This window comes from Collinsella sp. TF05-9AC (genome assembly GCF_003438495.1).
In the GTDB taxonomy this organism is placed as follows: domain Bacteria; phylum Actinomycetota; class Coriobacteriia; order Coriobacteriales; family Coriobacteriaceae; genus Collinsella.
Map to the genome: position 1 here is coordinate 12568 of NZ_QSSH01000024.1, position 23493 is coordinate 36060.

The window sequence follows — 23493 nt, forward strand, 5'->3', positions numbered from 1 at the left end:
TTAGTTGCGAGTTTCGGAGGTATCCCGTGTCCAAGAAGCGCCTCGATTTCAAGCGCATGCTTGACGATACTGATTTTTCTGACCCTTCAAGCATTGAGCGCTACGCTGCCAATCTCGACGGCATGACGTTCCGCGATATTCTCGAGCTCGGTATTGCCCCGGAAGGGGAGAGTGCGCCCAAGGACTTTGGCTCCAAAAAGTACAAAGGCGGTATGGGTACTCTTATCGAGGAGCGCTACTTTGGCTACAAGGCCAATAGCGACGACCGTCCCGATTTTCCCGAGGCGGGCGTTGAGCTCAAGGCAACGTGTTTCGATGTGCTCAAGAATGGCCGTAAGTCTGCGGGTGAGCGTCTTGTCCTGACCATGATCCCTTACGACCGTCCTGTTTCGCTCGACTATGACAATTCTCACCTCAAGACTAAGCTCAGCAATATTCTGTTGATTTATTACGGCCGAGATCGTTCTATCGACAAATATGACCAGCGTATCGAGCGCGCTGTCATGGTGCGTCTTCCCGAAAAAGACATGAAAATCATTCGCGCCGACTACGAGAAGATTATTTCCTATATTCAGGATGGCCGTGCGGACGAGCTTTCAGAAGGCATGACGACTTATCTGGGTGCTTGCACGAAGGGCGCAACTGAGGCCACGATGTGGGCGGACCAGTATTATGAATACTTCAATACCGATACGGGTGAGATTGAGCGTCATCGCGCAAAGCGTCGCGCCTTTTCCCTTAAGCGCTCGTATATGGACTATGTGCTCCATACTTATGTCCTCGGTGCTCCGCGAGTCGGGGAGAGCATTGTTCAGGACGATGGCAAGTCTATCGATTTCGAAAGTTACGTAACTGGACTTATCGAGCAACACTATGGCGAAACTGATCGTCAGATTGCGGAGCAATACGGGTTGGAGTACACGGGCAATAAGGCGCAATGGACAACGCTCGTCTATCGTATGCTCGGAATCAAAAACAATGCTGCCGAGGAATTCGTCAAGGCAGGCATTTCCGTCCGAACCGTTCGAGTTAACAACAGGGGGCACATCGAACAAGCTATGTCGTTCCCACCGTTTGAGTTCAAGCGTTTAATTGAGGAAGACTGGGAAACGTCGCCTTATCATGCATGCCTTGAGACTAATCGCTTCTTCTTCGTTGTGTTTCGCGAGGACCACGATGGCGTGCTGCGTCTCGACCGTTGTTTGTTCTGGGCGATGGGAGAAAACGAAATCGAAGGCCCTGCGAAAGCTTGTTGGGATGAGACGCGAAAGGTAATACGTGAGGGCGTTGAGCTCAATCCGTATCGGGATGCGAGCGGAAAGCTCAAAGTGACTAACAATCTGCCCGGTATGGCGGACAACCCAATTGTTCACGTTCGTCCGCATACGTCAAAAGCGGCTTACAAGTTTGCCGATGGAACAGAGATCGGTGACATCGCAAGGAATGCTTACGAACTGCCCGACGGGCGTTGGATGACGAAGCAATCGTTCTGGTTCAACAAGGGCTACCTGGAGCATATTCTGGGGCTGTAGCGTTTTCGCATGGGATTCTCAACGGCGTTCTGTTCGTAACGTCGCTATTTCTGATCGCGGCTCCGCCTCGCCATTACCTATGACGAGGCGGAGCCGTAGCTTTGATGACTAAATTGCCAGTCAAGATAATCAAATGAGCTGAGATGCACCGCCCTACGCCCGCAGCGCTCCAATGGGGAACGCGTAGACATCGTGCTCGGCGCGTTATGCTTCGCACTTCCTCATTTCTATAAAGGGTTTTCTCCAACTAATTTGAAAATGGTGACGCATATGCAGCTGACGGAAAGTCAATACATGTAATATTACAAGTATCAGACTGTCAGGAGGTAATGATGGATGAAAAGCCGCTATATCTTCAGGTTGAAGACCGTTTAAAGGCGAATATTGAATCGGGTGCCTGGGGGCCTGGTGAGCAAGTCCCGGGAGAACAGATTTTGTGCAAGCAGTTTGGCGTCAGCCGCGTGACGCTGCGACACGCATTGGCGAATCTTGTAAATGAAGGCCTGATGGTAAAAGAGCATGGGCGAGGCACATTCGTTGCAGATAACGAGAGTACGTCTGCTGCTTCTGACGGACATGCACGTTCTTCTGTCAGCTTTTCCGATCTTTGCCGATTGCAGGGAAAGGAGCCGTCTGCACGGATTGTGTCCGCCTCTCTCGAAGCGGATTGTCCAAAGGAAGTGGTTTCATTTCTGGGCCTAGACAATTCGCCTGCTTTTAAGCTCTGTCGCGTTAGGTTTTCTGATGGTAGGCCGGTACTGTCCGAAACCAATTACTTTCGAGCTTCCTTCGCGTTCTTGGCCGAACACGATCTCGAAGGGTCTTTATACGAACTTTTGCAGCGCCATGGCGTGATGCCGGGGGAACTTACTCGTCGTATAGGAATTGTCTATGCGGACGATCGAGACGCTGAGCTCCTCAAGGTCGACCTTGGTTCGGCTCTGCTATTCAATAGGTCCTTCGTTAAAGATTCGGAAGGGCATCCGCTGCATGTTGCCGATCAGCATGCCATTGCCGACGATCCGGGTCTTTATCAGTTTTACGCATAGAAGCGCTTGCCGCTTACGACTCTAAACTGCCGTTCGCGGGAAAACGACAGTTTTTTCTTGACTACGCTGCAGCGTGGATTATTCTCTAATTAATACATGTAGTAGGACATGTATTAATACAAAGGAGTAGCGATGAAAGAAGAGAAAATCGTCCAGGACCTGCTCGCCAAGGATTTCCATCCCAAGAACGTTTACTTCGTGGCTTGCGGAGGGTCTCTCCTTGCTCAGTATCCGGCCTTCTACTTGATTCAGCGCGAGGGCAAGGGTATCGACGCACAGATGATTACGAGTAACGAATTCGTGCACGCCACCCCGAAGGCCCTGGATGAGAACTCCATTGCCGTATTCTGCTCGCTCTCGGGAACCCCCGAGACCATGGTGGCGACCGAGGTCGCGAAGAATGCCGGGGCGATTACGATTGCCTATTGCCATGATCCCAATGCCAATATGAGCAAGATTGCTGATTACCACGTCCCCTTTAACACAATCTTTAATCCCGAGACTAAATATATGGAGAGCAACGCCGCTCCTATTCTCAAGCTCGCCTTTGAGATCCTCTCTGCTTTCGATGGCTATGAGTATCTGAATGACGCTAACGCGGCGTTTGATATGCTGCAGGACGTTGTGAATGAGGCCGTTCGTTATATCGAGCCCCGCGCGCAAGAGTTTGCCCGTTCGCACAAGGACGATAAGATTATCGTACCGCTTGCTGGCGGCCCTGCCCTGGGTGTCGGCTATGGTTTCTCCATTTGCAGCTTGATGGAGATGCAATGGGTCCATGCGCCCCTCATCAATACCGGCGAGTTCTTCCATGGGCCGTTTGAGATTGTGGACCGAACTACTCCCTTCGTTCTGTTTATGAGTGATGGCCGAAATCGTTCCAACGATGAGCGTGCAAAGAAGTTCCTTGATGAATATGCCGACCGCGTCACGGTGCTGGATGCGAAGGAGCTCTATATCAATCAATTCCCGGCAAGCGTCTGCGAGTTCTTCAATCACTTTGTGTTTGATGCGGCACAGCGTAGGCTCCTGTCTGCACTCGGGGATATCAGGAAACACGATCCGATGACGCGCCGTTATATGTGGCATGTCGAGTATTAAACGCCTGGTTTTATCGACTCGCTTTTAGGAATGGGTGACAATTATGATCGTCGCAACGAGGGTGGATGAGAGACTTATCCATGGACAGGTTGCCGTATCTTGGCTGTCTGCATTAGGGGCTGATTGCATTCTTGTTGCAAATGACGAGGTTGCTGCAGATGATGCCCAACGCGCAATACTGAAAATGGCAAAGCCTTCTGGATGCAAGCTTGTAATAAAAGGACTTGATGATTCGATTGCGGCGATCAGAAGTGGCATAACGGACAAATACCGTCTGTTTATAGTCGTCAAAACCGTAAAAGATGCTTGCCTTCTCGCTCAAGGGTGCCCAGATATTAAGGCAATTAATCTGGGAAACGTCATACCGAGAGAGGGAACCCGACAAATTAGTCGGTGCGTTTACGTTTCTCCGGACGAAGAGAAGAGTCTTGTTGCGCTTGTTGAGGCGGGAGTCGATATCGTAATTCGGAGTTTGCCAGGAGATAAGGCATTGCGACTGGCGGAGGCTCTGTAGGCCTTTAGCGCAGACAGATATTTGTGCTAAGGAAAGGAGATGCAATGGACATTCTGTTGATCTTTCTTATTTCATGCTTTAGCTACTCGAATTGGTTTCTTGGTAAATCAATGCTTGATAGACCCCTGATAACGGGAACAATTGTGGGTCTCGCATTCGGTGATTTGGCAAGTGGCTGTATTATCGGCGCCACGATTGAGCTGGCCCTTATGGGCGCTCAGGGAATCGGAGCGGCTGCGCCTCCTGACGTGATTTCCGGTGGCATTTTGGGCACTGCGTTTGCGATCATTTCCCATTCAGATGCTGGCGCCGGCGTTGCTTTGGCAATCCCAATTTCAATGCTCGGAATGGTAATCAGGAATTTTTGCTACATCGTTCTGATTCCTCTTATTAATCGCGCCGCCGATGGATATGCCGAACGAGGAGACGTTGACGGGGTGTGCAGGACCCATCTTATCTCTAGCTTCTTCGGGTTCATTATTCCCCAGGCGCTGTATGTGACCGCAGCTTATGCGCTGGGTGCTCCGGTTATGGAAGGCGTACTTGCGGCTATTCCCGAATTTGTCCAGCATGGCTTGACGGTTGCCGCAGGCATTTTGCCCGCCCTCGGCTTTGTCATTCTGCTTAGGACCATCATGGACCGGAAATTGTTGCCTTATTTGATCTTTGGATTCGTTCTCAGTGCGTATCTGGGCTTGCCAATCTTGGGTGTTTCGCTCATCGCCGCCGGAATTGTGCTGTTGATGGTATTTAAAGATCGCGAATCCGCTGTCGCTGTTACGGCTTCTGTGGAAGGAGACGACGATGAGTTCTAAAGAAGGTGGATCGAAAATCACCAAGTCCGATCTCAATAAAATTTTCCTACGCTCAATGACATTCGAGGGGTCCTGGGATTACGAGCGGCAAATGTACCTTGCGAATGCATTTACGCTTGGCCCAATTATCAAGAAGCTGTATCCGTTGAAAGAAGATCGCGCAGACGCATTGAAGCGCCATCTTGAGTTCTTTAACATCACTCCCTATCTCGCGACACTGGTTTGTGGAATTGTGACAGCAATGGAGGAGGTGAAGGCGAACGGCGGAGAAATTGGTGGAGAAGCTATCAGCAATGTGAAGACTTCGCTTATGGGCCCGTTGTCCGGTATTGGCGATTCGTTGTTTCTAACAACTTGGCGTACGGTTACTGCCGGAATTGGCTGCTCCATCGCAATGCAGGGGAACCCGCTCGGCGCTGTCCTATTTTTCTTACTGTTTAACATACCTGCACAAGCCGTGCACTACATTTGCGCCATTAAAGGTTACGAGATGGGCAGCAAGCTACTCGTTAAGCTGTCCGAGACAAATATCATGAAACGTCTGACGAGACTGACTGGCGTCGTCGGCATGATGGCGGTGGGAGCAATGATTGCCTCAATGGTGAGCGTTACAACTCCGCTGGCTTTCGGTTCGGGCGATGAGGCCCTTGCCATTCAAGGCGTGCTGGATCAGATTATGCCATGCCTGCTTTCGGTAATCGCAACAGCTGTGATTTATTGGGTTATGGGAAAGAAGCCAAATACTGCGGTCGTTCTTGTCTCGATAGTCGTCTTTTCGATTGCATGCTCTGCGGTTGGAATTCTCTAGAGTTGATATCCTTGCTTAGCGTGAGCTGATTGCCATCCGGCTGAGTTTTGATTCAGGCACTGCCCCCCCCCTGCACTGACTCCGATGCGGGGGGGGGTTGTTTCTGTATTTATTCAGTCGGAGTATCGATTATCGATTGTTGGTCAGCTAAGTGTCGGCCTCTCGGTTTCCCGTTAGATATACCTTGCTACCTGCGTATACTCGATTTTCGAGCTTTGCCCTACAGGTAAATTCCCTCGAACAGGCTCTTGTGGAACTCGGCGTGATGGTCGCGTGCCCAGGTAAAGAGCGCCTGGTCAAAGTCGGTGCGCGTGGCCGGGACGCCAAAGACGCCGGCAACTTCGACGCGCACAAACTCCAGTGCCGGCAGCTTGTTGATGGCAGTGAGGGCAAACGGGGACGAGGGCTCTTCGAACAGATAGCGGCTGCCTTGCAACGCGTCACAACTGGTGCACGTGTTGCCGAGCGACGGGGCTTTGGAGGCTCGCGCGCCTACGGGCTTGTAGCCGCAGCGCTTATGAAGGTAGTCGCGGATCTCGCCCGGCACGCAGCCAAGAGCGGGCACGATGGCGAGTGCGTTGGCGTTGGCCGTGTCGATGGCAATGTGCCCGGCTTCGTTGGGCGCGTGCGCGATGGCGATGCTCTCGTCGTTATCGGCTCGATAGGGAATGCCGAAGGCCGCGACCGAGGTCTCTTTGTGACACTTCCAGCACTCGCGCTTGCCCAGTACAAGATATATATACGGCGCTGAGGAGTCGGATCGGTCAACACCGGGCAGCCACTCGGCAAAGGGCTCGGGGTTGACGCCGCTGGGTACATACCAGATCTTCTTGGTCCGGTCCCATTTGGCGCCCAACGCCTTGGCTTCTTCTTTGTGCGAAAAGGGAACATCGAGCTCGGTGCGCATGGTGGCTCCTTGGTGCTGCAGGTGTAAGTGGCTCAAGGATACCGCAGGGTGTGGACGTTGTGGCGTTTTGCCGAGAAGCTGCGGCTCGGATGGGTTCGAGACGCGTTGGTCTCGGCCTCGGTGGCTATTGAGCGGTTGGAGCAGCTTGCGGCGCAGTTTTCTGCCTGGCTATTGTTGCTGTTGGGGTATTGAATTTGTTTGGCAGCCATTCGTCAGGTGAATTGATGTTACGTTGCGATGACGGTTGGAGCTGCCAGCGGATTTGGCGACATAAAACAAAACAGCCCAGAGGACATAGCCTCTGAGCTGCGAACATTTGGTGGGCGTTAGAAGATTTGAACTTCTGACCTCTTCCGTGTCAGGGAAGCGCTCTCCCCCTGAGCTAAACGCCCGATCAAGGGTGCGCAAGCGCGCAAGGGATAATATAACGGAGCCTGAACTCGGTGGCAAGAACATTTTTAAAAATCGCTTACATTGTGGAATTCGGGGGCTTTGTCATATCCATTTCAAAAGAGCCTGCTGCCGCGATTTGGCTGTCGCATAATGCAAGGCCATTGCGGTATTGAGCTATGGAAAGACGCCTGCGGAATTGTCCTACCGATAAGCGGACAAGCCTCCAGCTGGTGACTTCGCCGTGGTAAGGTAAGCCGAATTGTTTCTAGGCTGTTTCGGGGGAGTGGAATGAGCAAAGAGTGTGTCGAGCAGGTCGAAGGCGCAGGGGCTTCGGTGCCGATGACCGATATATCGAACATTGATGTGCCCGAGGGCACCGACGAGCTCAGCCGCAACACCCGTCGCGCCTGGCGCGACCGCCTTAACGATGCGTCGTCGCGCAAGATGATCACGGGCGTCTTGGCTACGCTGGTGGGCGGTTCGTTTTGGGGCTTCTCGGGCACCAGCGCGAGCTTTCTGTTCGATATCTACCACGTCGACACCTTGTGGCTTATGAGCGTGCGTCAGATTCTCGCCGGTCTACTCTTTATGGCCGTGGTTGTTACGCGCGACCGCGAGCGCCTGATTAAGCTCTGGACCACACCCGCCGATCGCAAGCAGCTGCTGCTCTTTACCGCCTTTGGCCTGCTGTTCAACCAGTTTTGCTATCTTTCGGCCGTGCGCCTGACGAACGCCGGAACCGCGACGGTGCTCCAGTGCCTGCAGCTCGTTATCATCATGGGCTACGCCTGCGTGACCGATCGCCGTATGCCGCGTACTCGCGAAGTCATCGGCATTGGCCTGGCTCTGGGTGGAACCTTTTTAATCGCCACCGGCGGCGACCCCACCAGCCTGAATATCTCGCCGCTTGGCCTGGCAGCAGGTCTTATGTGTGCGGTCAGCGCCGCGTGTATGGCGGTGATTCCCGCCAAGATCCTGCCCAAATACGGCAGCCCCATCGTCACGGGCTCGGCAATGCTCACGGCGGGCGTGGTCTCGTGCGTCTTCGTGCAGCCCTGGGCGCATATGCCGGCGCTCGACGCTGCCGGCATCGAGGCGCTCGCGGTGTTCGTGGTTATCGGCTCGTTTTTTGCTTACATGCTTTATATGCAGGGCGTTAAGGACATCGGCTCGGTGCGCGCGAGCCTCATCGGAACTGTGGAGCCGGTTTCGGCGACCATCACCAGCGCCGTTATGCTGGGGACGGTGTTTTTGCCGACCGACCTTATCGGCTTTGTCATGATCATCGTGATGATGTTCCTCACGGTGTAGCTAGCGCCGCTGCCAAGACGGAAAAGGTGTTGTGCCGCATTTTCGCCAATTGATGTCCGTGTCTGGAGTTTAGCTGTCGATGCTCAAAATGCCATAAACTAGTAACGTTATGGACTTTTTCATTGCGACTCAATTGCGAGGATTTCTTTATGGCTGGTAATCACTTTAAGGGCAGCGATAGCGGCCGCCCTGCAGTTCCGCCGCGTCCGAACGGGGCTGGTAAGGCCGGCACGCCGGGCGGCGCTGGACAGGGCGGTTCCGGTAAGCGCGTGTCCCCGGGCGAGACGGCGATGTTTACCGCTCTGTACGAGCAGTCTCAAAAGGCAAAAAAGACCGGCCGTGCAAGAGGAAATGTCTTTGCGGGCGGTGCAACCTCTGCGTCGCAGCCGAGCGGGGCTCCTTCGGTACCTGCGAACAACGCAGGTGCTGCCAACGCCGCGAATGGCGCCGGCAACGTTAATGCCGACAAGGCCGCCAACAATACTCCCTCTGCCGGTGGCGCGGGGCTTACGGGTAACCTTGGCACGATTTACACCGGCGCCTCCGAGACTGGCACGTTCGCCCGCCTGGATGATAACGGTGCCGAGTTTGCGGGCTCGGGTTCCAAGGAAGATTATTACGATTTTGGCTTGAACTACGGTGGCGATGCTTCGCCGAGTTCGACCTCTGACGGTCTGGTCCGTCATCGCCATCGCAAGGGCGAGCGCAAAAAGCGTCACACCGGCGCCATTATTGCCGTTGTAGTCGCGGTGCTTCTCGTTGCGCTTGGCGCAAGCGGCTTTATGCTGCTTAACTCGGCAAAGACCGTAAAGAGCGAAGCGAAGGAGGCTGTCGAGATCGTCGGTGGCCTTAAGGACAAGGTCACGTCGGGCGATTTTTCGACGCTGCCTGACGACGCGAAGAAGATCGATGAGCTCTGCGACAGCATGAAGGCGGAGACCTCGAGCCCGCTGTGGACGGCGGCATCGTTTATCCCGGTGTATGGCAGTGACATCAACGCAGCCCGCACCATGATCGACGCCCTGTCCGATGTCTCGAGCAACGCGCTGGTTCCCATGGCCGACAACCTCTCGCAGGCCACGCCCGGCAAGCTGTTCCAGGACGGCATGATTAACGTGTCCGCGCTGCAGGCGGTCGCCGATTCGCTTTCCAGCAGCTCGAAGGTGTTCAAGAGCGCCAACGAGAAGGTCCAGGGCATTGGCGATACTCATATTTCCCAGGTGACCGAGCTGGTCGATAAGGCCAAGGACGGCTTTGCCACCCTCAACGGTGCGGTTGACGCGGCGGAGAAGGTCGCCCCCGTCCTTCCCCAGATGCTCGGCGCCAACGGCCAGACGCGCAACTACCTTATGTACGCCATGAACAACGTCGAGATTCGTGCCTGCGGCGGCTTTGGCGGTTCGCAGGGTCTGATTTCGGTCACCGACGGCCAGATGTCGATTGGCGAGTTTGTTCCCTGCATTGCGCGCAGCAAAGACGAGGCGGTTGAGAGCGTCGACGAAGAAGATGAGACGCTGTTTGGTGACCACAGCAACCTATACATCTCGGGCAACACCTATTCGCCCGACTGGCCCCGTAATTCGCAGCGTGTCGCCGCGCTGTGGAAGTCTGAATATGGTCAGGACGTCGATGGCGTCATTGGTATCGATCCGGTATTCCTGCAGTATCTGTTGGGCCTCGTGGGTAATGTTTCACTGCCCGACGGTACAGTCGTTGACGGTACTAACGCGGCGAAGGTGCTTATGCATGATGTGTACTGGAACTATCCGGTCGAGGAGTCGGACGGCATCTTTGCATCCGTCGCCAGCGCTGCCTTTGACAAGATCCTTGGCGGTATCGGCGACGTCGATGTTGCGAACCTTGTCAGCGCCGTTGAGCGCGGTGCCGAAGAGGGCCGCCTGATCGCGTGGATGAAAAACGATGACGAGCAGAACGCTATCAAGGAGATGAACATCGACGCCTCACTGCCCGATCCGGATGACCCGAGTGAAGATCCCGTTGCTGGTGTCTACTTTAACAACCTGAGCTTCTCCAAGCTCGACTGGTATCTGAACGCCGATACGCAGATTGGTCAGGGCGTGAAGAACGGCGACGGCGCTTGCTCGTATCGCATCACCGTTACCCTGACGAACATCATGACGCAGGAGGAGGCAGGTAAGCTGCCCGACTACGTAGCGGCCAGTGCGCCTGGGACCTCGCGTGACGATGAGCGCTTGTATGTATCACTGTTTGCGCCGACAGGCGGCAGCATTACCGATCTAACCGTCGAGGGGACTCAGTTTGGACTGTTCGCTGCCACTTGGCACGGAGTTCCCTGCTATTCAGGAACCGTTGACCTGCATGCTGGCGAGACGACGACGATCACGTATACGCTGACCACGTCGGCCGAGGCGGGGGACAAGCCGCTTACGCTGCGTCAGACTCCTACATGCCAGGCGGCTCGCGACAGCGCGTCGGCGTAGGGTTTTTCTGGTAGTGCAGATAATCGAGTACCATTTTGGGGCGGACAGGCAATCTGTCCGCCCCTATTTTGTAAGGAGAGCGCATGAAGTACTTTGGCACCGACGGCTTTCGCGGTGAGGCCAACGTTGGGCTGACGGTAGAGCACGCTTATAAGATCGGCCGCTTTGTGGGCTGGTATTACGGCGCCAACCGCGGGGCCAAGGCGCGCGTGATCGTGGGCAAGGACACGCGTCGCTCGAGCTATATGTTCGAGGCGGCGCTGGTGAGCGGCCTGGTCGCGAGCGGCGCGGACGCCTACATGCTGCACGTGATCCCGACGCCGGGCGTGGCGCATCAGACCGTGGAGGGCTGCTTCGATTGCGGCATCATGATCAGCGCGAGCCACAACCCGTTTTGCGATAACGGCATTAAGCTCGTCAACAGCGACGGCTTTAAGATGGACGAGGACGTGCTGGAGCTCATTGAGGACTACATCGATGGCAAGAGCGAGGTGCCGCTGGCAACGGGCAACCACATCGGCGCCACGGTGGACTACATGCAGGGTCGCAACCGCTACATTGCTTCGCTCATCGCCAGCGCGAACTTTTCGCTGCAGGGCGTCAAGATCGGCATCGATTGCGCCAACGGCTCGGCATCCTCGGTGGCCAAGCCGGTGTTCGACGCACTGGGCGCCGATGTGCGCGTGATCAATGCCGCGCCCGACGGCTTTAACATCAATGTCGACTGCGGCTCTACGCATATTGAGCGCCTGCAGCGCCACGTGGTGGAGCAGGGCCTGGATGTGGGCTTTGCCTACGATGGCGATGCCGACCGCTGCCTGGCCGTGGACGAGCGCGGCCGCGTGGTCGATGGCGACCAGATCCTGTACGTGTGCGGTGTGTACCTGAACAAGCACGGGCGTCTCTCGGGCGGTACCGTGGTGCCGACGATCGCCAGCAACTTTGGCCTGATCAAGTCGTTGGAGCTTGCCGGCCTGAGTGCCGTGACCAGCGGCGTGGGCGACCGTCACGTGTATGCCAAGATGCGCGAGGGCGGCTACAGCCTGGGCGGCGAGCAGACGGGCCATACGATCTTTGGCGATATCGAGCGCACGGGCGACGGCATTATGACCTCGCTGCGCGTGATGGAAGTGATTCGTGCCGAGCGCGAGACGCTCTCGCAGCTCACGGCTCCGTGCAAGCTGCTGCCACAGGCGCAGGTGGCCGTGCACGTGGCGGACAAGGACGCCGCGCTTGAGAATATGGGCGTGCAGAACGCCATCGCCGAGGCCGAGGCGTCGCTGGCGGGCGAGGGCCGCGTGCTGGTGCGCAAGAGCGGAACCGAGTCGGTGATTCGCGTTTTGGCCGAAGCCCCCGACCAAGCAGCCGCCGACGCCGCCATGAAGCGCATCGCCAACGCGCTCGAGGCTCTGTAAGGTAGTCATTGGGGACGTTCTTAAACGACTAGGTGGAAAGGGGACGCTGCGGATTGGTTCCGCGGCGTCCCCTTTGCGTTGGCGTGTCGCCTAAGCTTTACAGCTCGTAGAGCGTGGTGAACTTGTCCTGCAGGTAGCTGCAGTAGTAGCGGGCATCGAACGCCATGCCGCACGCGCCCTTGATGAGCTCCGGCGCGTCCTTGGCGCGGCCCCACTGCCAAATGTGCTCGCCCAGCCAGGCGCGGACGGGTGTCAGGTCGCCGCTCGCACAGGCGCCGTTGAGGTCGACACCGTCGCGGCACATGGCCGGCACAAACATGGCGTCGTAGGCGCTGCCCAGCGCATAGGTGGGGAAGTAGCCAAACGAGCCGCCGCTCCAGTGCGTATCCTGTAGGCAGCCGTGCGTGTCGTCGGGAACGGGAATGCCCAGGTACTCATCCATGAAGCGATTCCAAAGCGCGGGGATGTCCTTGGCCGTGGCCTCGCCGGCAAACAGCATACGCTCGATCTCGTAGCGCACCATAACGTGCAGCGGATAGGTGAGCTCGTCGGCCTCGGTGCGGATCAGCGAAGGCTGCGCGATGTTCACGGCGTGGTAGAGCGTGTCCTCGTCGACGTCGCCGTAGACCTCGGGTGCGTGGCGGCGCAGCACCTCGAGCAGCGGCCCCATAAAGGCACGGCTGCGGCCCACGGTGTTCTCAAAGAAGCGGCTCTGGCTCTCGTGGATGCCCATGGAGGTGCCGCCCTCAAGACAGGTGCGCGCATAGGCGGGATTGACGCCCAGCTCGTACATGGCGTGTCCCGCCTCGTGGATGATGCTGTAGACGTTGGAGATGCAATCGTCCTCGTAGATGTGTGTCGCGATGCGCGCGTCACCCACGGCAAAGCCCTCGCTAAACGGGTGCTCGGTAAAGGCAAGCGTGGTGTCGTTCAGGTTCAGGCCGACGAGCTTCATAAGGTCGAAGCTCATGGCGCGCTGGGCGGCCTCGGGCACGCGGGCGTGCAAAAAGTCGGCAGCGGGCTGCTGGCCGCGCTCGCCGATGGCGTGCACGAGCGGCACGACCGTGGCCTTGACCTCCTCGCAAAACGCGTCGAAGCTCTTGGCGGAAAGGCCGCGCTCGTACTGGTCGAGCCAAACGTCGTATGGGTCGCGCTTGGGGTCCATGAGTTCGGCCTGATGCTTAAGTTGGGCGATGATTCTATCCACATAGGGCTCAAAACTCGCCCAGTCGTTGGCCGTCTTGGCCTTGTGCCACACGGCGTCGGCCTCGCAGGTGAGCCTGGTCCAGGCCTCGGCCTCCTCGGTAGGAATAACGCTTGCCTCGCGCTGGTCGCGGCCGAGCACGCGAATCTCGTCGAGCAGCTGCGGGTCGTCGATCTTTTCGCCCGCGACCGTCTCACGCGCGAGAGAGTGCACGAGCTCAACGGACTTTTTGCTGGTCAGGAGCTTGTGATGTTCGCCGGCAAGGGTCCCCATAGCATCGGCGCGGGCCGCGGCGCCGTTGGCGGGGGCAATCGTCGCGCCATCGAACTCGGCAATCTTGAGCAGGTATTCACGAGTCCACAGCTTGCCCTCGAGCTTGCGGAATTTTTTGACGGCCTTATCGACCTTCATGCCTTTGGGCGTCTTGCCCACTGCGGGCTTGGTCTTCTTATCGTGCTTCTTACCCATACCATATCCTTGATCTCGCGAGCCGAGCGCCATGGATGGGCGCACGGCCAGTTTGCACAGCTACCTGCCTTGTACCCAGCACGAACAAAACGGAACGCGGCGATATGCTCGCAGAATGTGTTATCCTATAACCCAATGCGTTGACGGAGAGGGTTTTGCCCGCCGCGTCGCCGGCAAGAGAGGGAAGGTCATGGGCTGCAAGCCTTCCTGCGGTGACAAGGGCCAAGCGTTCACTCCCGAGCAGCGACCTCAACGGGCGCGCGGCCAGCGGCGGCGATGTCCCCAGTAGGGAAGCCGTGAGCCTCGCGACAAGGGGCACAGAGTGGGCGCGGCGGGCCAGACATCCGCCGGGTCAAACAAGGTGGTACCGCGGAATTCAACCGTCCTTGGGCAATGCACATGCCCGAGGGCGGTTTTTTGTTACCGAACCGGGCCGCACATTCGCAGCGCCGGGTGGCTCCAACCGCCGCGGCAAGTGGATGCGCGAGAGACGAAAGGGAAGACATGAGTCTGATTGATGATCTGGTCAAACTCGAGGAAGAGGCCAAGGAGCTCGTCGCAGGCGCCGACGACGCTGCCAAGCTCGAGGCCGCGCGCGTTGAGCTGCTCGGTCGCAAGGGCCGTATCACCGGCCTGATGCGCATGATGGGCAAGCTCGCCCCCGAGGATCGTCCCATGATGGGCAAACGCGCCAACGAGATGCGCCAGCTGATCGAGGGCATGCTCGACGAGCGCACCACCGAGATGAAGGCTGCCGCCCTCAAGCACGCGCTCGAGCACGAGGCCGTCGACATCACGCTGCCGGGCATCCGTCCGCAGATCGGTCACCAGCACCTGATCAAGCAGATCATCGAGGAGGCCGAGGACATCTTCTGCGGCATCGGCTACACCGTCGAGTCCGGCCCCATGGTCGATACCTCCTACTACAACTTCACCGCGCTCAACGCGCCCATGGATCACCCGAGCCGATCGGCCCGCGACACGTTCTATGTGGTCGACAACAACCCCGGCAGCGTCGCGCATCCCGAGGCTCACGCTCACGGCGAGTCCGACGTGCTGCTGCGCACCCAGACCTCGGGCGTGCAGATCCACACCATGGAGTCGCAGAAGCCGCCCATCTACATGATCTGCCCGGGCACCGTCTATCGTCCCGACACGGCCGACGCCTGCCACCTGCCGCAGTTCAACCAGATCGAAGGCCTGGTCGTCGACGAGGGCATCACCTTTGGCGATCTTAAGGGCACGCTCGACTACTTTGTTAAGTGCATGTTTGGCGAGGACCGCAAGACGCGTTATCGCCCGCACTTCTTCCCCTTCACCGAGCCTTCCTGCGAGGTGGACGTGAGCTGCCACGTCTGCGGCGGCAAGGGCTGCAACTTCTGCAAGCACAGCGGCTGGATCGAGATCCTGGGCTGCGGCATGGTCGACCCCAACGTCCTGATCAACTGCGGCATCGACCCCGAGAAGTACACCGGCTTCGCCTTTGGTATTGGCGCCGAGCGCGTCGCGGCACTGCGCTACGACTTGCCGGACCTTAGAACGCTCATGACGGGCGATATGCGTTTTCTGAATCAGTTCTAGGCTGCGGCTTGCCCAAGCACGGCACCTCGGCGCTCATTCGTCGCTTGCGTACCAAAGTACGCGGCGCTCCTCTTTCGGGCCGATCTGCCGCACTTGGACAACCCTCGCTTTGTAAGGAATGTTCACAAAGTTGAAGTTTCCACCTGCATCTCTTCGCAGGCTTTCAGTATGAAAGGAGAGCTAGATGCGTGTTTCTTACGACTGGCTCAAGACCATGATCGATATTCCGGAGGATCCCAAGACCCTTTCGGACGAATATATCCGTACCGGCACCGAGGTCGAGGCGATTGACACTGTGGGAGAATCCTTCGACCACGTGGTGACCGCCAAGGTGCTCACCAAGACCCCGCACCCCGATAGCGACCACATGTATGTGTGCTCGGTCGATGTGGGCGACAAGAATCTCGACGCCGACGGTAACCCCGCTCCGCTGCAGATCGTCTGCGGCGCGCAGAACTTCGAGGCCGGCGACCACATCGTCACGGCCATGATCGGCGCGGTTCTGCCCGGCGACGTCAAGATCAAGAAGAGCAAGCTTCGCGGCGTCGTGTCCATGGGCATGAACTGCTCCGCGCGCGAGCTCGGCCTGGGCGGCGACCACTCCGGCATTATGATCCTGCCCGAAGATACGCCCTGCGGCATGCCGTTTGCCGAGTACGTGGGCTCGAGCGACACCGTGCTCGACTGCGAGATCACGCCCAACCGTCCCGATTGCCTGTCCATGATCGGCATGGCCCGCGAGACCGGCGCCATCTTCGACCGCGATTTCCACGTTGAGCTGCCCGCTATCAAGGCGGAGACCGGCCGCGCGACCGACGACGAGCTTTCGGTCGAGATCGCCGACGAGGGCCTGTGCGACCGCTATGTCGCCCGCATCGTGCGCAACGTGAAGGTCGGCCCGTCGCCCGACTGGATGGTCAAGCGCCTTAACGCCCTGGGCGTGCGCCCGCACAACAACATCGTCGACATCACCAACTATGTGATGATGCTCACCGGTCAGCCGCTGCACGCCTTCGATCTGGACACCTTTGCCGAGCGCGATGGCCACCGTCGCGTGGTGGTTCGCGCCGCCCAGCAGGATGAGAAGTTCACGACGCTCGACGGCGAGGAGCGCGTGCTCGACGCCGGCATGGGCCTTATCACCGACGGCGAGCGCCCCGTGGCGTTGGCCGGCGTTATGGGCGGCATGGATTCCGAGATCGAGGACGACACTGTCGACGTGATGGTCGAGAGCGCCTGCTTCAACGCCGGTCGCACCTCGCACACCAGCCGCGATCTGTCGCTGATCTCCGACGCCTCCATTCGCTTTGAGCGCCAGGTCGATGAGACCGGCTGCGTGGATGTCGCCAACGTTACCTGCGCGCTCATCGAGGAGATTGCCGGCGGCGAGGTTGCTCCCGGTTATGTCGACGTTTTCCCCGCGCCCAAGACCATCGACAGCATTAAGCTGCGCCTGGCCCGCGTGCACGCCATTTGCGGTGCCGACATCGAGCCCGACTTTATCGAGCGTTCGCTTACCCGTCTGGGCTGCACCGTCGAGCGCGACGGCGAGGACTTTATGGTTACCCCGCCGAGCTTCCGTCCCGATCTGCCGCGCGAGATTGACCTGATCGAGGAGGTCCTGCGCCTATGGGGCATGGGCCGCGTGACGGCGACCATCCCGGCCGCCAAGAACCACATCGGCGGCCTGACCCGCGAGCAGAAGCTCACCCGCAAGGTCGGCGAGATCCTGCGTGCCTGTGGCCTCAACGAGACCACGACCTTTGGTTTTGCCGCCCCGGGCGACCTGGAGAAGATCGGCATGTCCACCGAGGGCCGCGGTTGCCCCGTGGTGCTTATGAACCCGCTGGTGGCTGAGCAGACCGAGATGCGTCGTTCGCTGCTGCCGGGCCTGCTGCAGTCCGTTGCCTATAACGAGGCCCACGGCACGCCTAACGTGCACCTGTACGAGGTCGGCAGCCTGTTCCATGGCCGCGAGAACGCCAGCCTGCCCAAGGAGACCAAGTCCGTCGCGGGTGTGCTCTCGGGCCAGTGGAGCGAGCAGTCTTGGAGCATGAAGTACCGTAAGCTGCGTTTCTTCTTTGGCAAGGGCATCGTCGAGGAGTTGCTCGCCCAGCTGCGCATCGAGAAGGTTCGCTTCCGTCCCGTCGAGGGCGAGGGCTACGCTTTCTTGCAGCCGGGTCGTGCGGCCGAGGTTCTGTCCGGCGGTACCGTGCTGGGCTGGGTCGGCGAGATTCACCCCGAGGCGCGCGAGGCGATGGGCATCGATGAGGTCGTCGTTGCCTTTGAGCTCGATCTGGACAAGCTGATCAAGGGCGCCCGCAATCAGGAGAACTACCGTGAGTTCTCGCAGTATCCGGCCGTTGAGCACGACCTTGCCATTGTGGTCGACAACGCTGTGACCTGCGAGGATCTTGAGCGCCGTATTACCAGCGCCGGCGGCAAGCTGCTCGAGGGCGTGCGCCTGTTCGACGTCTACCGCGATCCCATCCGCATCGGAGCGGGCAAGAAGTCCATGGCCTTTGCGCTTACGTATCGCTCCGACGACCACACGCTCACCAGCGAAGAGGTCGAGAAGGCGCACCAGAAGATCGTCACCAAGGTGTGCAAGGGCGTAAACGGCGAGGTCCGCGGCTAGGTCCTGCGCTGGATATAGGCCAGCGTCGGCTGCCGCCGAGTCTTACGTGACTGCTGTTTTCGGTATAAGGCACCGTTGAGCCTTCATATATGACACGCGCATTACATAACGGCGTGCTGCTTTGTCGGCAGTGCGCCGTTTTGCTATGATAGCCCGCGGCGTGTTACGAATCTGACAATGCGTAACACTGACAAGGTGATTCAAGCGGCGTTGCAATTCTGTGCGTCGATAACCGGGAGGCGTATATGCACATTCCAGATAACTACCTGTCCCCGCAGACCGATGCCGTTATGGCGGTGGCGATGGTGCCCGTTTGGGTTTATTGCATCAAAAAGGTGCGCGCCACGCTCGATCGCGAGCACATGGCTTTCCTGGGCATCTGCGCCGCGTTCTCCTTCCTGCTCATGATGTTCAACGTGCCGCTACCTGGCGGCACCACGGGTCACGCCGTCGGCGGCGCGCTCATCGCGCTGCTGCTGGGCCCCGAGGCTGCTGCCATTGCGGTTTCGGTCGCGCTGGCATTGCAGGCGCTTCTGTTTGGCGACGGCGGCGTTCTGTCGTTTGGCGCCAACTGCTTTAACATGGCCTTTGTGCTGCCGTTTGTCGCTGCTATCGTGTTCCGTGCGCTCAACAGCCGTCTGCACGACAAGAGCTGGGGCACCTCGGTTTCTGCCATCGTGAGCGGCTGGGTTGGCCTGTGCCTGGCGGCCCTGTGCGCGGCAATCGAGTTTGGTATTCAGCCGATGCTCTTTACCAACGCCTCGGGCGCGCCGCTGTACTGCCCCTTCCCGCTGTCCGTGGCTATTCCGGCCATGTTGATCCCGCATATGCTGGTTGCCGGCGTGATCGAGGGCGTGGCGACGGCCGCCATCTACGGTTTCATTAAGAAGACGGCGCCGAGCATTATCGTCGGGCCCGAGGCCGTCGATGGCCAGCTTGCTGCCGAGGGCGCTGCTGCTAAGAAGACCTCGCTGGTCCCCACGCTCATCCTGATCGCCGTGCTTGTCGTGGCCACGCCGCTGGGCCTGCTGGCCACGGGTGACGCCTGGGGTGAGTGGGACGCCGAGGGCGCCGCGACCGCCGTTCAGGAGGCTGGCGACGACAGCCTGCAGGCTTCGGTCGGCCTTGATACCCCGACCTTTGCCGACGCTCTGCCTACGGGTGATTACCTGCAGGCCTATTCCGAGGAGCAGGGTCTTGGCTTTGCCGGCCAGGCTGCCATGTATATCCTCTCGGGCGTAATTGGCGTGGCGGTGCTCACCATCGCATTCCGCTTGATCTCGCTTACGGTCAAGGAAAACTGAGCGCATGCAGATGGTCAAGCTGCCTAGCTGGCTTGCGGCCGAGGAGCGATACGAGCCCGCGGGGGCTCGGCATCGTGTGATGCAAAAGAACGTCTTGCACCTGGCGAGCCTGCTTGAGCGGGTTCGCCTGGGTGGAGGCGCGCACGAGGGCGGGTCGATGGTCGACCGCGCCCTTTCTTGCGTTTCGGCTCCGGTGCGCCTGGTGGGGATGTTCGTCTGCGTCCTGTGCGTGTGTCTGACGCAGAGCCCGCTGTACCTCATGTTGATGGCGGCTATCGCGCTGGTGCTGGTCGCGGTGCGCCCCGCACGCGGGCTGCGTGCGACCATTGTACCGGCGCTCGGCGCCACGGGGCTTGCGGTGGTTCTGGCATTGCCTGCCCTGCTGCTGGGCGCGTCTGCCACGGGCGCCATGCTCAAGATCGCGCTCAAGACCTTCATTAATGTGTCGCTGGTGCTGGGCGTTTCGTGGACGCTTACCTGGAGCCGCATGTCGGCGGCGCTCAAAATGCTGCACCTGCCCGACGAGGTCATCTTTACCTTTGATATGGCACTCAAGCATATCGAGGTGCTGGGACGCACGGCGCACAATCTGTGCGAATCGGTCATGCTGCGCAGCGTCGGTTCTGCGCCTGCGGGTTTTTCGCGCACCGACTCGCTGGCGGGTATCATGGGCATGACGTTTATCAAGGCGATGGAATGCAGCCGCGCGATGGACGAGGCTATGCTTTGCCGCGGCTTTGCCGGTGTGTATCCGGCGCCCGCGCGCGCCGGGTTTGGCTGGCGCGATGCGGTCTATGCGGCCGGCGTGGCGCTGCTGGCAGTGTTGTGCGCCGTGCTGTAGGCGCTGCTGGTTTCGACTGGGGATGCAAATGGGGAAGGGCGACGTTTTGACGATCGATATGAATAGTGCGGCGGGCACGAACGGTGCGGGCGGCGCCGAGGTCGCGCCGCTCATCGAGCTGCGCGACGTGGTGTTCTCCTATACGGGTCATACGGTGGTCGACGGCGTATCGCTGCAGGTGGACCGCGGGGAGCTCGTTGCGCTGCTCGGCCCCAACGGCTGCGGCAAGACCACGATCATGAGGCTCATCAATGGCCTTGAGCTCGCGGATGCTGGCACGTATCTGTTTGATGGACGCGTGGTTGACGCAGCGTATCTCAAGGATTCCGCGGCCGCTCAGCGTTTTCATCAGCGCGTAGGTTTTGTGTTTCAAAATGCTGATGCTCAGCTGTTCTGCGCTACGGTGGGCGAGGAAGTTGCTTTTGGTCCGGCTCAAATGGGGCTGCCAGCGGGCGAGCTCGACCGTCGCGTGCGCGATGCCCTGGAGCTGTTTCAAGTTGCCGACCTGGTCGATGCTTCGCCCTATCAGCTTTCGGGCGGGCAAAAGAAGCGCGTTGCGCTGGCTGCGGTGGTGTCGATGAACCCGGATATCTTGGTCCTCGACGAGCCTACCAATGGGCTCGACGAGGATTCATGCGACATTGTGGTCAACTTCTTGCTGGCCTACGTCGCGGCGGGTAAGACGGTCTTGATGAGCACACATCACCAGGATTTGGTGCGACGCCTGGGTGCCCGTGCAATCTATATCGATCGATATCACCATGTGATCGAGGCGCCTTCGCCGTCGTATGGAACCGAAAGCGGTGCTACGGACTAGTTGCTGCGTAGAGCGTGCGTAGCCGCCCGCGCGGCTTTGCCGTGATGGTATAGTTATCCAGGTTTTTTATGGGGGTGGCTATGCCAAGCTGGAACATTCATATCGCTCAGACGGAGCGTTTGCTGGAGCGCACCGGTGCGCTTGCCAATAGCGTGCGCGACCGCAATGCCTTTTTGTTTGGCTGCGTGGTTCCGGATATCTTCGTGGGCTATATGGTCCCTGGCATCGCCGATCCCTTCCCGTACCGCATTACGCACTTTGCAAAGCCCGAGCCTATCCCTAAGCCTCGTGAGCATGAGTTCTGGGATACCCATGTGGCACCGCTGCTCAAAGGGGCGCCTGTTGGTACGCCGGCTGCCGCGACCTCGATTGTCGAGGAGCGCGAGCGACTCAATCGGGTACATTATCCCCAACGCTACAAGGATGCCGAGCCGGTTGCCGGTCCCGGTGCTAGCGAGCTTTCGCTCGCGCCCGATGACGTGGCGCAGTCGTTGCTCGATTTGACACTGGGTGTCTGGTCGCATCTGGTGGCCGATACCGTATGGAATACGCGCGTGAATCAGTACCTGGAGGCGCACGGCGGCAAGCCGTGCGAGGAGTTCCGCATTAAAAAGCAAGGCGACTTTGACTGGTTTGGCAAGACGCTCGGCATTGTTTCCATCCCGCGTGCGACCGATCGCCTGTATACCGCTGCGGCACGTTTTGGGCAGTATCCCATCCATAAAGAATATGTGCTCAAGACCATTGGCGTTATGCACGAGATCGTGCGCGAAAACCCCGGTGAGCCCGATCATCCGCCGTATCGCCTGCTAACCGAGGAGTTTTTCGATGCGACGTTTACCGAGGTCATCGAGCTGACCGAGGCGGGTTTTGCCGCCCGTGTCGAATCGCCCGATGTGCCTGCGCTGCCCCTGATTGCTAGCTGCTAGCTGGCCGGCCCGGCAGTGAATAGCTCAACCCAATCGACAAGTAGCCCTTGCCGTAAGGTATCTTCGGCAATGCGTTCCTGTTTGGTCTTTGGGATGTGGGGAAGCCCGGCCTTTTTATGGATGAGCTCGGCTATGTGGTCGAAGCTCTTCTTCTCCTTGATCTGGTCATAGGTAATTTGGATGACGTCGTAGCCCATGCTTGTGAGTGCGGTGGCGCGCTCGGCATCGGAGAGGCTCGCGGCATCGCTGTCGTGGGCAGAGCGGCCTTGGCATTCCAGAATGACGCCCATGCTGTCGGTGGCGCTTTCGATGAGGATATCGGCGTAGCAGCAGGTTTTGTCATACAGCGAACGTGCGGCTTCACTGAGCGGGATGCGCGCGTTGTTGGCGATCTCGATGCCCTGGCCGCCCTCGTCGCGGGGGAGCGAGATAAGCATGGAGGTCTGTACTTCGAAGGGCGAGGCGGCCTGCCCCGTCATGTGCTCGGCCGCCCAGCGCAGTTGTTTGACGCCGCGCAGGCCTGCGGCTTGCTTGGCGAACGCGGCGACATCCGTTGCGGTAAGAAGCGGCGTGCGCTTCCACAAGTTGGTGTCATTGCCCTTGGTGTCGTTAACTCGCTCCCAGCCGCAGTTGGGTGGAATGAACTTAAGCGAAATAGCTTCATCGAGTTGTTGTTGCGTTCGCTCGCAGGGCTTAAACACTGCAAAGGAGCCGCACATCTCGTAGCACGCCATGAGTAACTGGTTGCGTGAGACCTGCGTGGCAAGGCTGAGCAGCGTGAACTCCGGTGACGTGACATCAAACCCATGTTCAGTCTGCCTAAACGACCCCGGAGGTGGTTCTTGGGTCAGGAGGTGCGATTTAAACAGGCTTCGCGACCCGGATTGTGCCCGAGTGAATACAAGCCTGTGAAGTGGTGCGTGAAGCAGGTCTTTTACAACTGCATGACTTCCGAGGCCACAACATCTGCGATCCATATTGCCAAGGCTAATGGCGGGGTAAAGGCCTAATACCTGCGGCGAGATGCGGTAGTAGTTAAAGGCGGATTGCCCACAAAGCGTCAGGTCCATAATGCCCTCCTGGCCGAAATCATCTCTTTGAAGCGAGTGATGCCAGCGTCAATCCGGAAGTATGCGGCAAAATCTGAACCCTATGAGCGGACCTGGCTTTTGAGGCTAGTTTATCAGGCATTTTGTTGCGAAAAAACAGGGTGTGCTCGGAGGTTCCAGAATTTGCCGCATACTTCCGAAAACCAGGTCGATTTGGTTCTTGCTAAAACGATTTATCAGCCCTGTGTGAGGTGTGGGTTTGCCACCGGGCGAACACTTTTAGCGCTTGGGGCTTTATTTTTGGCTCTGTTAGACCAGGATTGACATACATGTGTCCCCACGGTGCCATATCGTT

The 23493-nt window shown here is 58.5% G+C and carries 18 protein-coding genes and 1 tRNA gene; 15 read left to right on the forward strand and 4 right to left on the reverse strand.

Features of this window, described 5'->3' with window-relative positions; translation table 11 throughout:
- The first annotated feature begins 26 nt into the window (after positions 1-26).
- The 6 genes from DXC52_RS07295 to DXC52_RS07320 all read left to right on the forward strand — a co-directional run bounded on the left by DXC52_RS07295 (position 27) and on the right by DXC52_RS07320 (position 5819).
- On the forward strand, positions 27-1532 hold the full coding sequence (locus DXC52_RS07295) for a Sau3AI family type II restriction endonuclease (protein WP_158554613.1): 1506 nt from the start codon (positions 27-29) through the stop codon (positions 1530-1532).
- 329 nt (positions 1533-1861) lie between these two features.
- Positions 1862-2581, forward strand: coding sequence for a GntR family transcriptional regulator (locus DXC52_RS07300; RefSeq protein ID WP_117746734.1), 720 nt, complete (start codon positions 1862-1864; stop codon positions 2579-2581).
- Positions 2582-2713: 132 nt separating this feature from the next.
- A complete protein-coding gene (locus DXC52_RS07305) occupies positions 2714-3682 on the forward strand; it encodes an SIS domain-containing protein (protein ID WP_117746735.1) in 969 nt (322 codons plus the stop codon).
- 43 nt (positions 3683-3725) lie between these two features.
- On the forward strand, positions 3726-4196 hold the full coding sequence (locus DXC52_RS07310) for a PTS sugar transporter subunit IIB (protein ID WP_117746736.1): 471 nt from the start codon (positions 3726-3728) through the stop codon (positions 4194-4196).
- 44 nt (positions 4197-4240) lie between these two features.
- Positions 4241-5011: a PTS sugar transporter subunit IIC gene (locus tag DXC52_RS07315; RefSeq protein ID WP_117746737.1), complete on the forward strand. Its 771-nt coding sequence runs from the start codon at positions 4241-4243 to the stop codon at positions 5009-5011.
- Positions 5001-5819, forward strand: coding sequence for a PTS system mannose/fructose/sorbose family transporter subunit IID (locus DXC52_RS07320; RefSeq protein ID WP_117746738.1), 819 nt, complete (start codon positions 5001-5003; stop codon positions 5817-5819). The genes DXC52_RS07315 and DXC52_RS07320 overlap by 11 nt, the downstream gene beginning before the upstream one ends.
- Before the next feature lie 220 nt (positions 5820-6039).
- Here the strand turns inward: DXC52_RS07320 and DXC52_RS07325 are convergent, their stop codons facing one another.
- Entirely contained in the window at positions 6040-6726 is a 687-nt protein-coding gene (locus DXC52_RS07325; protein WP_117746739.1) for a DUF5710 domain-containing protein, read from the reverse strand.
- Positions 6727-7043: 317 nt separating this feature from the next.
- Positions 7044-7118: transfer RNA gene (locus DXC52_RS07330), tRNA-Val, on the reverse strand.
- A gap of 289 nt (positions 7119-7407) precedes the next feature.
- On the opposite strand from DXC52_RS07330, the gene DXC52_RS07335 reads away from it, so the two are divergent.
- The 3 genes from DXC52_RS07335 (at position 7408) to glmM (ending at position 12307) form a co-directional block, all read left to right on the forward strand.
- Positions 7408-8430, forward strand: coding sequence for a DMT family transporter (locus tag DXC52_RS07335; protein ID WP_199409491.1), 1023 nt, complete (start codon positions 7408-7410; stop codon positions 8428-8430).
- A 149-nt stretch (positions 8431-8579) separates the two neighbouring features.
- Complete coding sequence (locus DXC52_RS07340) at positions 8580-10892, forward strand: DUF4012 domain-containing protein (RefSeq protein WP_117746740.1); 2313 nt, start codon at positions 8580-8582, stop codon at positions 10890-10892.
- Positions 10893-10975: 83 nt separating this feature from the next.
- A complete protein-coding gene (glmM, locus tag DXC52_RS07345; protein ID WP_117746741.1) occupies positions 10976-12307 on the forward strand; it encodes a phosphoglucosamine mutase in 1332 nt (443 codons plus the stop codon).
- A 97-nt stretch (positions 12308-12404) separates the two neighbouring features.
- Here the strand turns inward: glmM and DXC52_RS07350 are convergent, their stop codons facing one another.
- Entirely contained in the window at positions 12405-13979 is a 1575-nt protein-coding gene (locus DXC52_RS07350; RefSeq protein ID WP_117746742.1) for a carboxypeptidase M32, read from the reverse strand.
- Positions 13980-14483: 504 nt separating this feature from the next.
- On the opposite strand from DXC52_RS07350, the gene pheS reads away from it, so the two are divergent.
- From pheS to DXC52_RS07380, 6 genes are all read left to right on the forward strand, one after another.
- On the forward strand, positions 14484-15560 hold the full coding sequence (pheS, locus tag DXC52_RS07355) for a phenylalanine--tRNA ligase subunit alpha (protein ID WP_035136801.1): 1077 nt from the start codon (positions 14484-14486) through the stop codon (positions 15558-15560).
- 184 nt (positions 15561-15744) lie between these two features.
- Complete coding sequence (gene pheT, locus DXC52_RS07360) at positions 15745-18198, forward strand: phenylalanine--tRNA ligase subunit beta (protein ID WP_117746743.1); 2454 nt, start codon at positions 15745-15747, stop codon at positions 18196-18198.
- A 245-nt stretch (positions 18199-18443) separates the two neighbouring features.
- Positions 18444-19502 (forward strand): cobalt transporter CbiM, encoded by a 1059-nt coding sequence (cbiM, locus tag DXC52_RS07365; protein ID WP_117746744.1) that lies wholly within the window; start codon positions 18444-18446, stop codon positions 19500-19502.
- A 4-nt stretch (positions 19503-19506) separates the two neighbouring features.
- On the forward strand, positions 19507-20343 hold the full coding sequence (locus DXC52_RS07370; RefSeq protein WP_117746745.1) for an energy-coupling factor transporter transmembrane protein EcfT: 837 nt from the start codon (positions 19507-19509) through the stop codon (positions 20341-20343).
- A gap of 46 nt (positions 20344-20389) precedes the next feature.
- Positions 20390-21160, forward strand: a complete 771-nt coding sequence (locus DXC52_RS07375) for an energy-coupling factor ABC transporter ATP-binding protein (RefSeq protein ID WP_229042034.1) — start codon at positions 20390-20392, stop codon at positions 21158-21160.
- Between the two features lie 80 nt (positions 21161-21240).
- Positions 21241-22089 carry a hypothetical protein gene (locus tag DXC52_RS07380; protein ID WP_117746747.1) on the forward strand — a complete coding sequence of 283 codons (849 nt, stop codon included), beginning with the start codon at positions 21241-21243 and terminating at the stop codon, positions 22087-22089.
- Here the strand turns inward: DXC52_RS07380 and DXC52_RS07385 are convergent.
- Positions 22086-23159, reverse strand: a complete 1074-nt coding sequence (locus DXC52_RS07385; protein ID WP_147330609.1) for a hypothetical protein — start codon at positions 23157-23159, stop codon at positions 22086-22088. The genes DXC52_RS07380 and DXC52_RS07385 overlap by 4 nt on opposite strands.
- Positions 23160-23493: the final 334 nt, after the last annotated feature.